Origin of the sequence: Pseudomonas atagonensis, assembly GCF_011369485.1 — a bacterium.
GTDB classification, from domain to species: domain Bacteria; phylum Pseudomonadota; class Gammaproteobacteria; order Pseudomonadales; family Pseudomonadaceae; genus Aquipseudomonas; species Aquipseudomonas atagonensis.
On record NZ_VXCA01000012.1, the window covers coordinates 22,272 to 35,001 of the forward strand.

The following is a 12,730-nucleotide window of genomic DNA, read 5'->3' on the forward strand; positions in this document are numbered from 1 at the left end:
ACTTTTGTTTGCGCCGGATTTAAGGTCGGCGCTGGCGCATCAGATGTTTGAACCCCTCAAACACCAGCACGACCACTGCCAGCCAGATCGGGATGTAGGTCAGCCATTCACCGGGTTTGATGCTCTCGCCGAGCAACAACGCCACGCCCAGCAACAGCACTGGCTCCACATAACTCAACAATCCAAACAGGCTGAACGGCAACAGGCGGCTGGCAATGATGTACACCACCAGCGCCGACGCACTGATCAAACCGAGCAGCGGAATCAGCCACATCAACCCCGGGTATTGATCGAACACACCAAAGCCTTGTTCGCCGCCCCGCACAAACCAGTAGGCGACCGGCAGCATCAGCGTCATGTCGACCCACAAACCGCCAAGGTTGTCGGTCTTCAGGTACTTGCGCAGCACGAAGTACAGCGGGTAGCCGACCACAACCACCAGCGTCGCCCAGGAAAAACCGCCAACCTGATACAGCTCGTTCAGCACCCCGAGGCTGGCAAAAAACACCGCGACTTTTTGCAGGTACGACAAGCTTTCGCCGTAGGCGATACGGCCAGTCAGCACCATGGCCAGCGGCAACAGGAAGTAGCCCAGCGACACGTCAAGGCTGTAGCCATTGAGCGGCGCCCACATGAACAGCCACAACTGCACACCCAACAGTGCTGACGAAAGGATCAGGCCTGCGATCAGCTTCGGCAGCGCAGGGACCCGGCGCAGCAACTCCAGCACCCGCCGCCATTCGCCGGACAACAACATGAACACGGTCATGCAGGGCACGGTCAGCAGCATTCGCCAACCGAAGATTTCCACGCCGCTCAATGGGGTGAGCAACGAGGTGTAGTAATACATGACGGCAAACAGCGTCGATGCTGTCACCGAGAGAGCGATACCTTTAGACAAACTGTCCTCGCGGGGGTGATGGTGAAACGGGGCGCGCAGGATACGTGGTTTTTGTGTTGAATATTGGTCGGGGTGGTCAAAATTTTGTACATGATCCAAAAAGCCCCCTCATCGGAACGACGCCCGCCCAGCCCTCTCCCAGAGGGAGGGGGACGGGTTAGGGTGAGGGCAGCGATCTTATGCCGAACGCGGTTTTCGGCCCGACACAAAATGGCTCACATCATTAAACCCCGGCGTAGACGCATGCCCCGGCGTTACCAGCGAATCAATAAACGCCTCATCCTCAGCCGTGATCTTCACCGCTTGCGCCTTGGTGTACGCATCCCACTGTTCTTCAGTGCGCGGCCCGACAATCGCCGAGGTCACGGCGCTATTGTTGAGCACCCAGGCAATCGCAAACTCGACCATCCCGACGCCGCGCTGCTCGGTGTATTGCTGAATCTGCTGGGCAATACGCAACGACTCCACGCGCCATTCAGTTTCCAGAATGCGTTTGTCCTGACGCCCGGCGCGGCTATTGGCGTCCGGTTTCACGTCGGGCGCATATTTGCCGCTGAGCACGCCGCGCGCCAGCGGGCTGTAAGGCACCACGCCGAGGCCGTAAGTCTGCGCTGCGGTGATCTGCTCGGTTTCAGCCTGACGGTTGACGATGTTGTACAGCGGCTGACTGATCACTGGCCGATCAACACCCAAGTTGTCGGCGACACGAATCACCTCGGCAATCCGCCAGCCACGATAGTTCGACAGGCCCCAGTAACGAATCTTGCCCTGCCGGATCAGATCGCCAATCGCCGAGACCGTCACTTCCAGCGGCGTGTTGTGATCCTCGCGGTGCAGGTAATAGATGTCGAGGTAGTCGGTGCCCAGCCGGGTCAGGCTGGCCTCCAGTCCATTGAAGATGTGCTTGCGGCTCAAACCGCTGCGGTTCGGCACGCCATCCACCGGGCCGAAGCCGACTTTGCTCGCCAGCACCCACTCGTGACGATGACGGGCAATCGCTTCGCCGACGATCTCTTCCGAGCGGCCGTTGGTGTAGACGTCGGCGGTGTCGATGAAATTGATGCCCTGATCCCAGGCCTTGTCGATGATGCGCAGCGAATCGTCGGCGCTGGTTTGCTCGCCAAACATCATCGTGCCGAGGGTCAGGGTCGACACCTGCAAGCCCGAGTGACCCAGTGTGCGATAGCTCATGCCGAAATCCTTTTGTCGGTGGGAAAACTCCAATCAAATACCAGAACCTTCCGACGTCGCAAAGTGAATTATGGACTCAGCGCGCGACAGCGTTCCTGCAAAAATGCCTGCAACACCTTGACCCGCACCGACACCTGCACCCGGTGCGGGCACAGCAGATTGAACGGCACGCTCTCGCCGAGCCAGTCGTCGAACAGCGTCACCAGCCGTCCGGCACGCACGTCGTCGGCGACATCAAGCCAGGCCTTGTAGGCGATGCCGTGTCCGGCGAGTGCCCAGCGGCGGGCGACTTCGCCGTCGTCGCTGAGGTAGTCGCCGCACACTTCAACTTCGACCGTTTCATCGTCGCGATGGAAACGCCAGGTGTTGTAAGGCCGACCGTTACGCAGGTAGAGCAGGGCGCTGTGCTTGTGCAATTCGGCGGGATTCAGTGGCGTGCCGTGGCGCTGCAGATACGCGGGACTGGCGCAGGCCACACGCCGATGCTCAGGCAGTATCGGCAACGCCACCAGCGTCGAATCACTCGGCACGCCAAAGCGCAGGGCGACATCCACCGTCTCGCGAAACAGATCCGCATGCCGGTCGTTGAGTAACAGTTGCAGTTGAATGTGCGGGTGTTCGCGCTTGAAATCGTCTAGCCACGGCAGCAACACGTTACGCCCGAAATCCGACGGCGCCGCCAGTTGCAGTATGCCGCTCAGGCCTTCGGTCTGTTGTTTGAGGGCATGCTCACCTTCGGCCAGTGTGTCGAGCGCCAACCGCACGCTGTCGAGATAGCGCCGGCCTTCTTCGGTCAGGCGCATGCTGCGGGTGGAGCGCGCGAGCAGGCGAATGCCGAGCCGCGTTTCCAGTCGTTTCAGAGCAATACTGCATGCTGCCGGGGTCAACTCCAGCGCTCGGGCGGCGGCGGATATGCTCCCGGAGTCGGCCACGCGAACGAAAATCTCCAGATCGAGAATCGAGCTCATTGATAAAAATCCTTTAAAGATCTTTGCGTTTTAGCGGGATTTTTTATCGATTGGCAAGCGTGGAGACTGCAATCAGTGAATAACCGCTGGAGATGAGCATGACCTGGACATTCGATCACCTGGCCTTCAACACCGCCGATGGCCAGACCTTGCAGAACAACTTCGAGGCGCTGCTCGGGCTGAAGCCGGGGCGTCGCCCGCCATTTCCGTTTCCCGGGCGTTGGCTGTATCAGGATGAGCAGGCGGTGGTGCATGTGATCGAGCAGCCGACGTTTGATGAAACGGCGTTGAGCCACATCGCGTTTCGTACGGATGAAGATGCGGAGGTGGTTTTGAAACGGGTGCAGGGGAGTGGGTTGCCGTATCAAGTGGCGCAGGTGCCGGAGGATGGGATCTGGCAGGTTTTTGTGCAGATGCCGGGCGGGGTGGTTCTTGAGTTGGATGCGAAATCGGTGGCCTAGAATCAAGGGCTCCCTCACCCCAGCCCTCTCCCGGAGGGAGAGGGAGCCGACCGAAGAGATCTCACGAGGTACATCGACCTGAGATATCGAGTCGAACTCAGGTTTTGACAAACACACAAATCGGCTCCCTTTCCCCCTCGTCCCCTTGGGGGAGAGGGCTGGGGTGAGGGGGTAGGTTCTCATCGACGCCACAGTGTTTAAGCCATGCGTTTAAAGGACACTTCCAGACACGCACCGAGCCTACGTGACCTTGCGCCGTTGCCTACGACTAAGCCAGAATCCGCCGGCTTGTGCGCTTGAGGGCCGGGTTTTATCGTTGTCCTGTCGCTGAAAAACAGCGATCGGGTTTGGTAGCCCGGATCTGACTTGTTGCGCAACTCACCGTATTCGGACGCTTATGCGTCCGTGCTTTTATGGTGGCCATGCGTGGGGCGCTTTCGAGCGCGCCGGTTCTCCAAGTCACCGGTCTACCAACCCGTGTATGGCCACCACCTCTTCGTTTGGTAGCGAAGTTTGATGGCTCCATTTTTCTGATTTGGAGATTCAAACATGATCAAACCAACACCCAATCCCCCCGAAACCGACACAACCTCGCCCTACGAAACCCTCGACTCGAAGAAATTTCACGAAGCCGCCGACCGTGCGCTCGATCACTACCTCAATCCGCTGCTGCCGAGAAAACCGCTGCTCAAACCCCACGCTCGCTACCTGATCGCCCCTGGCATCGAGAGCGAAGAACTGCTGGCCGATGCCTGCGAAACCCTGACCTCGGCGAAAATCATGGCCACTGACTTCGCCGGATTGGTGGACGGATCGCAGCGGCATGTGTTGTTGGGGATTGCCCAGTTGATCATGCTCGGCGAGCTGGCGGTGAATCGAGCGCTGGATAATCTGGAGTTGAAGACAGAAACACCGCTCTAGCCAGATCGTTCCCACGCTCTGCGTGGGAATGCCTCAAGGGACGCTCCGCGTTCCAGCTTTAGAAGGGACGCGGAGCTTCCCGGGCTGCATTCCCACGCGGAGCGTGGGAACGATCTAAACGAGAAACGGCCCGAAGTGGGCCGTTTTTGTGTACCTGCCAATAATCAGGCCCGCAACGTCCGCGTCATCCGCAACGCCAGCAGACTTCCGCCGACAATCACGCCCGCCAGCAGATACAACGCCGCATCGGTCGAGCCGGTGCTGTCCTTGACCCAACCGACCAGGTACGGGCTGAGGAACCCGGCCATTTGTCCCATCGAGTTGATCAGTGCCAGACCGCCAGCCGCCGCACCGGCACTGAGCATCGCCGTCGGCACTGGCCAGAACATCGGCAGGCCAGTCAGTGCGCCCATGGTCGCAATGGTCAGACCGAGAATGGCTATCGCCGGGTTGGCGGCGAAGTTCACCGCAATCACCAGACCGATTGCGCCCATCAGCATCGGCACCACCAAATGCCAGCGACGCTCCTTGCGCAGGTCAGCCGAACGCCCGACCACCAGCATGAACACCGCCGCCAGCAGATACGGAATTGCGCTCAACCAGCCAATCACCAGGTTGTCGCTGAAACCGAGGTTCTTGATGATCGACGGCAGCCAGAAGTTGATCGCGTACACGCCACTCTGGATGCAGAAGTAGATCAGACCGAACGCCCAGATGGCCGGGTTCTTGAACACCGCCAGCAGCGAATCGGAAGTGGTTTTCGGTTTGTTCGCCAGGTCTTCGGCCTGATCCGCTTCGAGCACGGCGCGTTCATGCGGGGTCAGCCATTTGGCGTTGGCGAAGCTGTCGCTCAGCAGGAAGTACGCCAGCAAACCGAGGACCACGGTCGGAATGCCTTGCAGCAGAAACATCCATTGCCAGCCAGCCAAACCGCCTTGGCCGGCGGCGAAGTGGTTGAGGATCCAGCCGGAAAACGGACTGCCGAGCAGGCCCGACACCGGGATCGCCGACATGAACAACGCCATGATCCGGCCACGGCGGAAGGTCGGGAACCATTGCGAGAGATACAGCACGACGCCCGGGAAGAACCCGGCTTCGGCCGCGCCGGTGAACAGGCGCAGGGTGTAGAACTGGGTCGGCGTGGTGACGAACAGCAGGCAGGTCGACAGCGTGCCCCAGGTGATCATCATCACCGCGATCCAGCGTCGTGGGCCGAATTTGGTCAACGCCAGGTTGCTCGGCACGCCGCACAGCACGTAGCCGATAAAGAAAATCCCGGCCCCGAGGCCGTACACGGTTTCGCTGAACTTCAGCGCGTCGAGCATCTGCAGTTTGGCAAATCCAACGTTGACCCGGTCGAGGTAGTTGAACAGGTAGCAGATGAAGATGAAGGGAATCAAACGCAGGGTGATGCGTTTGTAGACGGCGTTTTTACCGTCTTCGATGGTCTGGGTAGCTGCGGCGCTCTGCGACATAGCGGCTCTCTCTTTATTATGATTTTTTGCGATGCAAAGGGTAACGTTGATCGCCCCGAGAGTCTCGGTCACCTTTGGCCGGATTGTCTTTGTGCCTGAGCACAGGGTTTGCCGCCAGACCCTGTGCGGGTGAACAACCGTCCACGCCTGATTTGAAGGATTGCCGCTGTCATGTTTGAACTCGATCACGATCTGGCCCAGGACATCGTCGACCGGGCGATGGCCATTTTGCCGTACAACGTGAATGTCATGGACAGTCAGGGGCTGATCCTCGGCAGTGGCGAACCGGAGCGCATCAACACCCGCCACGAAGGTGCGCAACTGGTACTGGCCAACGGTCGCGTGGTGGAAATCGATGCGCAGACCGCCGTGCATCTCAAAGGTGTGCAACCGGGCATCAACCTGCCGCTGATGCTCGACCAACGCCTGATCGGCGTGCTCGGCATCACGGGTGAACCAGAACTGCTGCGCACCTACGCGCAACTGGTGCGCATGACCGCCGAGATGCTCGTTGGCCAGCGCAATCAGCAGGCCGAGCAGCAGTGGCGGCGTCAGCGTTGCGATGATTTGCTGGCGTTGTTGCTGACCGATGCCGGCGATTCACCGCGTCTGGTCGATGAGGCCCAGCAACTGGGGCTCAAGCCGCAATTGACGCGGGTGCCGTATCTGTTCGAGTTGGGGCTGGAGCATGGGCCGGGGCAGGCCGTCGAAGCATTGAGCGCGTGGCTGATTTCGCGTTATCCCGACAGTTGGTGCGTGAGTTCGGCGAAGTCGTCGCTGCTCTGGTGCAGGCCGGCCAGTCAGAACGTCGAGCATGATCGTTTGCTGGAGAAGCTCGATGGCTTGGGCTGGAAGGTTTTGCGCATTGCGGTGGGCGGGCAGGCCGATGGTCTGGCGGGGCTGCGTCGCTGTTATCGGCGGGTCGGCGATCTGCTGGCTTACGGACGCGAGGTGTTGCCGCATTCACGCCTGTTGACCCTGAACCGTTATCGGCTGCCGGTGATGCTGTGGCGGCATCGCAATGACGACGCGCTGGATGAGCTGCTCAAACCCTTGCGTAAAGTCATCGCCAAGGACGGTAACGGCCAACTGCTGGCGACCCTGCGCAGTTGGTGCGATCACGACGGGCAGAGCCAGGCCTGCGCCGACGCGTTGGGGATTCACCGCAACAGTCTGCGCTACCGGATGGAACGAATTGCCGAGATCAGCGGTGTCGATCCGTTGCGCCTGGACGGGATGCTGGCGCTGTATCTCGGTGTGCAATTGCTGCCGCAGACTGACGATTTGTCGAAATGAACAATAAACGCCTGCGCCACTTGTGCAACGGACAGGCGTCAATGCGCAGGCTGACTGGCAGCATGAGGGGCATTGGAACTGGAGAATTCGCATGAAAATCGTCATCGCCCCCGATTCGTTCAAGGACAGCCTGAGTGCCCAAGGCGTCGCCGAGGCTGTTGCGCTGGGTCTGGCGCAGGTCTGGCCGCAGGCCACGCTGGTCAAATGCCCGATGGCCGACGGTGGCGAAGGCACGGTCGAATCGATTCTCGCCGCGTGTGAAGGCGAACTGCGCCGCAGCCGTGTGCGTGGCCCATTGGGCACACCGGTGGATGCAGCATGGGGCTGGTTGCCGCACAACCACACGGCGATCATCGAAATGGCCGAGGCCAGCGGTTTGCAACTGGTGCCGCCGGGGCAGCGTGACGCCTGCATCAGCAGCACGTTTGGCACGGGTGAACTGATTCGTGCGGCGCTGGACGCCGGTGCGCAACGGGTAATTCTGGCGATTGGCGGCAGCGCGACCAACGATGGCGGCGCCGGCGCGATGCAGGCGTTGGGCGTGAGGTTGCTGGATGCGCAGAATCAGGCACTGGTACCGGGTGGTCTGGCGTTGGCGCAACTGGCGCGACTGGATCTGAGCGAACTCGATCCGCGTCTGGCGCAGGTGCGCTTCGACATTGCCGCCGACGTCAACAACCCACTCTGCGGCCCTCATGGTGCGTCAGCGATTTTCGGCCCGCAGAAAGGTGCTTCTCCTGCGCAGGTGCAGCAACTGGACCAAGCGCTGAGCCACTTCGCTGAACACTGTGCGCAGGTCTTGGGCAAAGATGTTCGCGATGAGCCGGGCAGCGGCGCAGCGGGTGGTTTGGGTTTCGCCGCCAAGGCATTTCTTGGCGCGCAGTTTCAGGCCGGGGTCGAAGTGGTGGCGGAACTGGTGGGCCTGGCCGAAGCGGTCAAAGGCGCCGATCTGGTGATCACCGGGGAAGGGCGCTTCGATGCACAGACCTTGCGAGGCAAAACCCCGTTTGGTGTCGCGCGCATCGCCAAACAACACAGCGTGCCGGTGATTGTCATTGCCGGGACTCTGGGCGATGGCTATCAGGAGCTTTATGCGCACGGCATCGACGCAGCGTTCGCCGTGACCAGCGGCCCGATGACACTGCAGCAGGCGTGCGCCGAAGCACCACGCTTGTTGCGTGAACGCGCCACCGACATCGCCCGGGTCTGGCAAATGGCTAAACACCACATCTGAACTGTATAAATATCCCCTGTGGCGAGGGGATTTATCCCCGTTCGACTGCGCAGCAGTCGCGAATCCTGCGTTTGAGGTTTACCTGATAGATTGCAGGGGGCCACTTCGCAGCCCAACGGGGCGGTGTTTCATTCCTGTAACACCCTGAAAAATAATTGCGCTTGACCCGCAATCTTCCTAAAGCCTGGCCGATACAGCCAATAGGCGCGCACAAACATTCTCACAACAGTGACGCCGGACTGAAGCCCGCCCACGGGCCAGTGATCACGGCATGGACGCTCGTAGTTTCATTCATCCGAGAGTCCAACTATGTCCTTGCGTAACCTGAATATCGCGCCCCGTGCCTTCCTCGGTTTTGCCTTCATCGCCTTGCTGGTGATTGTGCTTGGCGTGTTCGCCGTCAACCGCATGTCGATCATCCGTCAGGCGTCCGTCGACATGGATTCGACCCAGCTGCCCAGCGTCACTCAGCTCAGCGTGGTGACGGAAAACGTCCTGCGTTTACGCATCCTTTCCTTCCGTGTGCTGGTCAATCGCGAGCCTGCCGGTTTGCAGGAAGCGCAAAGCCGCATCGCGGCGCTGGTCGACAAGGTGCGCACGGCGCAGGCCAGTTACGCTGCGCTACCCGCAGGCGCCGAAGAACGCGCGCTGTATCAGACCTTCGCCAGTACGCTGGACAACTACCTGCAAGCGCAGAACCAGATGATGGAATTGTCGCGTCAGGACAAACTCGACGAGATGCGCAACCTGATCAACACGCGCATCAAGGACGGCACCGATCAGATGGGCGAGCAGCTCAACAAGCTGATTGCGATCAACGCCTCCGACGCAAAGGCAGCCTCGATCCAGGCCGGTGAGCATTACGACAGCGCCATCACCGGCATCATCATCGTCGCAGTGGTTGCGGCCGTGGCGACGGTATTGCTGGCGTTGTTGCTGACCCGCAGCATCGTCACGCCGTTGAACCGCGCCTTGCTGGCGGCGCAAACCATCGCCGGCGGCGACCTGACCAAAGCCATCGAAGTCGACGGCAAGGACGAGCCGGCGCGCCTGCTCGAAGCGCTCGCCGCAATGCAGACCAACCTACGCAAAACCATCGAACAGATCGCCGGCTCCGCCACGCAACTGGGCGCCGCCGCCGAAGAACTCAGCGCGGTCACCGAAGAGGCCTCGCGCGGCCTGCAACAACAGAACAACGAAATCGAACAAGCCGCCACTGCCGTCAACGAAATGACCGCGGCGGTCGAAGAAGTCGCGCGCAACGCTGTGTCGACGTCCGAAGCCTCGAACCAGTCGACCCACGCCGCCCGCGAAGGTCGCGATCAAGTGGTGAAAACCGTCGACGCGATCCAGACCATGACCCACGACGTGCAGAACACCGCGCAAATGATCGAAGGTCTGGCTGCGCAGAGCCGCGACATCGGCAAAGTGCTCGACGTGATTCGTGCCATTGCCGAACAGACCAATTTACTCGCGCTCAACGCCGCCATCGAAGCGGCGCGGGCCGGTGAGGCCGGGCGCGGGTTTGCCGTGGTGGCGGACGAGGTGCGGGCGCTGGCTCATCGCACCGCGCAATCGACGCAGGAGATCGAAAAAATGGTCGCCGGTATCCAGAACGGCACCGGCGAAGCGGTTTCCTCGATGCAACAGAGCAACCAGCGGACGCAGTCGACCCTGGAAATGGCCCGCGCTGCCGGCGTTGCGCTGGAGCAGATCACCCAATCGATTCACCAGATCAACGAGCGCAACCTGGTGATCGCCAGCGCCTCGGAAGAACAGGCGCAGGTCTCGCGAGAGGTCGATCGCAATCTGGTCAACATCCGTGATCTGGCCACGCAATCGGCCGCCGGCGCCAACCAGACCAGTGCCGCCACCCATGAACTGTCACGTCTGGCGGTGGATTTGAATGCGATGGTGGCGCGGTTTGTGATTTGACCTAGGGTGAAGGCTGGAGACCGCGCAATCAGGAGACGTACATGCGCTATTCAGCCTTGACCCAACGAATCGCCGGGGAGGGAGCCTCTGCCTGGCAGATTCACGACCGAGCGCTGGAGTTGCGCGCCGAGGGCGTCGATGTCCTGTTGTTGTCGGTGGGCGACCCGGATTTCGATACGCCACTGCCGATTGTTCACGGGGCTATCGACAGTCTGCTGGCCGGCGATACGCATTATTCCGACGTGCGTGGCCGGCTGGCGTTGCGCAAGCTGATCGCCGAGCGGCATCGGCGGCGCAGTGGTCAGGTGGTCGAGGCGGATCAGGTGATTGTCATGCCCGGCGCGCAATGCGCCGTGTATTCGGTGGCGCAATGCCTGCTGAACCCGGGCGACGAAGTCATCGTCGCCGAGCCGATGTACGTGACCTATGAAGGTGTGTTTGGCGCTTGCGGTGCGACCGTGGTGCCCGTGCCGGTGCGTCCGGAGAACGGCTTTCGCGTCGACCCGGCCGATGTCGCGGCGCGGATCACGCCGAAAACGCGCGCGATGCTGCTCAACAGCCCGAACAACCCGTGCGGCGCAAGCCTGTCGCTGTTGATCTGGCAGGAGCTGGCGGCGTTGTGCATTCGTCAAGACTTGTGGCTGATCAGCGACGAGGTCTACAGCGAGTTGCTGTACGAAGGCGAGCACGTCAGCCCGGCGAGCCTGCCGGGCATGGCCGAGCGCACGGCGACGATCAACAGCCTGTCGAAATCCCACGCCATGACCGGTTGGCGCATCGGCTGGATGATCGGGCCGAAGCCTTTGGCGGAGCATTTGGTGAATCTGTCGCTGAGCATGCTGTTCGGTCTGCCGGATTTCGTGCAGAAAGCCGCGCAAATTGCTCTTGAGCAAGACTTGCCGGAAGTGACGCAGATGCGTGAGGAGTACCGTCTGCGCCGCGATCTGGTGTGCGAGCGTTTGCGCGGCTGCCCGGGGCTGTGCCCGATTCGCCCGGATGGCGGCATGTTCGTGATGGTCGATGTGCGCCAGACCGGCCTTGGCGCGCAGGCGTTTGCCGAGCAACTGCTGGAGGGTTACGGCGTTGCGGTGCTGGCGGGTGAGGCGTTCGGGCCGAGTGCGGCGGGGCATATTCGTATTGGACTGGTGGTGGATCGGGTGAAGCTGGCGGATGCGTGTTCGCGGATCGCGTTGTGTGCGGCGCAGCTTTTACAGGCGCGCAGTGCCTGATGCAATTGCTTCGTTTGTGTTGGCCCCTTCTCGAGCAAGCCCGCTCCCACAGGAGATATTCAGTGTTCATAAATCCACTGTGGGAGCGGGCTTGCCCGCGAAGAGGCCGGTACAACCGCTGAGAGTTTCAGCTCTGCCAAGCTGATGGGTTCACCAGATTCATCGGCTTCTCCCCAGCCAACGCCGCCAACAAATTCTCCACCGCACACCGCGCCATCGCCTCGCGCGTTTCATGCGTCGCCGAACCCATGTGCGGCGTCGCTACCACATTGTCGAGCTGCAACAACGGCGATTCCTGATTCAGCGGTTCGCGCTCGAACACATCCAGCCCCGCCGCGCGAATCCGTTTGTGGCGCAACGCTTCGATCATCGCCGCCTCATCGACCACCTTGCCCCGGGAAATGTTGATGAAAATGCTCTCCGGCCGCATCAATGCAAACTGCTCGGCGCCGATCAATCCTTCGGTCTGCGCGGTCAGCGGCAAGGTCAGGCAAATGAAATCCGCCTGCTGGAGCAGATCCTCAAGGCTGCGGTACTGCGCATCGAATCGCGCCTCGACCGCTGGTTTGCGTGACTGGCTGTGATAGATCACCGGCATGCCGAAACCGAAATGCCCGCGCTGCGCCAATGCCTCGCCGATGCGACCCATGCCGATAATGCCAAGTGTCTTGCCATGCACATCGGTGCCGAAATGTGCCGGGCCGATGTTGCGCTGCCATTGGCCGTGGCGAACCATGTTCGCCAGTTCCACCACACGCCGGGCGGCAGCAAGAATCAGGGCAAAACCGGTGTCGGCGGTGGTTTCGGTGAGCACGTCCGGGGTGTTGGTCAGGAGGATATTGCGTCGGCTCAGGTAGTCGATGTCGTAGTTGTCGACACCCACCGAAACGCTGGCAATCGCCCGCAGCTGTGGCGCCAGATCGAGCAGCGCCGCATCCAGTTTCAGGCTCGCACCGAGCAAACCGTCGGCACGGGGCAGGGCGTCGCGCAATTGCATCAGGCCTTGTGCGTCGAGGCTTTCGATCAGTGTTACCTCGCATTGTTCTTGCAGGCGCGTCATCAACGCGGGCGAGAGTTTTTTGTACAACACGACGTGTTTTTTCATTGAAGAAATTCCTG

General features: G+C 60.8%; 11 protein-coding genes. 6 read left to right on the top strand and 5 right to left on the bottom strand.

What is annotated here, in order from left to right; genetic code table 11:
- Window positions 1-19: 19 nt before the first annotated feature.
- The 3 genes from rarD to F2P67_RS08280 form a co-directional block, all read right to left on the bottom strand.
- Window positions 20-901, bottom strand: a complete 882-nt coding sequence (rarD, locus tag F2P67_RS08270; RefSeq protein WP_166219299.1) for an EamA family transporter RarD — start codon at window positions 899-901, stop codon at window positions 20-22.
- A gap of 177 nt (window positions 902-1,078) precedes the next feature.
- The gene (locus tag F2P67_RS08275) at window positions 1,079-2,092 is read right to left on the bottom strand and encodes an aldo/keto reductase (protein WP_166219301.1); all 1,014 of its coding nucleotides are present in this window, start codon (window positions 2,090-2,092) and stop codon (window positions 1,079-1,081) included.
- A 68-nt stretch (window positions 2,093-2,160) separates the two neighbouring features.
- Entirely contained in the window at window positions 2,161-3,060 is a 900-nt protein-coding gene (locus F2P67_RS08280; RefSeq protein ID WP_166219303.1) for a LysR family transcriptional regulator, read from the bottom strand.
- A gap of 98 nt (window positions 3,061-3,158) precedes the next feature.
- Between F2P67_RS08280 and F2P67_RS08285 the strand changes: the two genes are divergently transcribed.
- Window positions 3,159-3,521, top strand: coding sequence for a VOC family protein (locus tag F2P67_RS08285; protein ID WP_166219305.1), 363 nt, complete (start codon window positions 3,159-3,161; stop codon window positions 3,519-3,521).
- Between the two features lie 549 nt (window positions 3,522-4,070).
- A complete protein-coding gene (locus tag F2P67_RS08290) occupies window positions 4,071-4,442 on the top strand; it encodes a DUF6124 family protein (RefSeq protein WP_166219307.1) in 372 nt (123 codons plus the stop codon).
- A 164-nt stretch (window positions 4,443-4,606) separates the two neighbouring features.
- Here the strand turns inward: F2P67_RS08290 and F2P67_RS08295 are convergent, their stop codons facing one another.
- Complete coding sequence (locus F2P67_RS08295) at window positions 4,607-5,917, bottom strand: MFS transporter (RefSeq protein ID WP_166219309.1); 1,311 nt, start codon at window positions 5,915-5,917, stop codon at window positions 4,607-4,609.
- 171 nt (window positions 5,918-6,088) lie between these two features.
- Between F2P67_RS08295 and F2P67_RS08300 the strand changes: the two genes are divergently transcribed.
- The 4 genes from F2P67_RS08300 to F2P67_RS08315 all read left to right on the top strand — a co-directional run bounded on the left by F2P67_RS08300 (window position 6,089) and on the right by F2P67_RS08315 (window position 11,611).
- Complete coding sequence (locus F2P67_RS08300; protein WP_166219311.1) at window positions 6,089-7,213, top strand: sugar diacid recognition domain-containing protein; 1,125 nt, start codon at window positions 6,089-6,091, stop codon at window positions 7,211-7,213.
- A 91-nt stretch (window positions 7,214-7,304) separates the two neighbouring features.
- Window positions 7,305-8,447: a glycerate kinase gene (locus F2P67_RS08305; RefSeq protein ID WP_166219313.1), complete on the top strand. Its 1,143-nt coding sequence runs from the start codon at window positions 7,305-7,307 to the stop codon at window positions 8,445-8,447.
- Window positions 8,448-8,756: 309 nt separating this feature from the next.
- The gene (locus tag F2P67_RS08310; RefSeq protein ID WP_166219315.1) at window positions 8,757-10,382 is read left to right on the top strand and encodes a methyl-accepting chemotaxis protein; all 1,626 of its coding nucleotides are present in this window, start codon (window positions 8,757-8,759) and stop codon (window positions 10,380-10,382) included.
- Between the two features lie 41 nt (window positions 10,383-10,423).
- Window positions 10,424-11,611 (top strand): pyridoxal phosphate-dependent aminotransferase, encoded by a 1,188-nt coding sequence (locus tag F2P67_RS08315; protein ID WP_166219317.1) that lies wholly within the window; start codon window positions 10,424-10,426, stop codon window positions 11,609-11,611.
- A gap of 127 nt (window positions 11,612-11,738) precedes the next feature.
- Here F2P67_RS08315 and F2P67_RS08320 read toward each other — a convergent pair whose 3' ends face one another.
- Window positions 11,739-12,716 carry a 2-hydroxyacid dehydrogenase gene (locus F2P67_RS08320; protein ID WP_166219319.1) on the bottom strand — a complete coding sequence of 326 codons (978 nt, stop codon included), beginning with the start codon at window positions 12,714-12,716 and terminating at the stop codon, window positions 11,739-11,741.
- Between the last annotated feature and the right edge of the window lie 14 nt (window positions 12,717-12,730).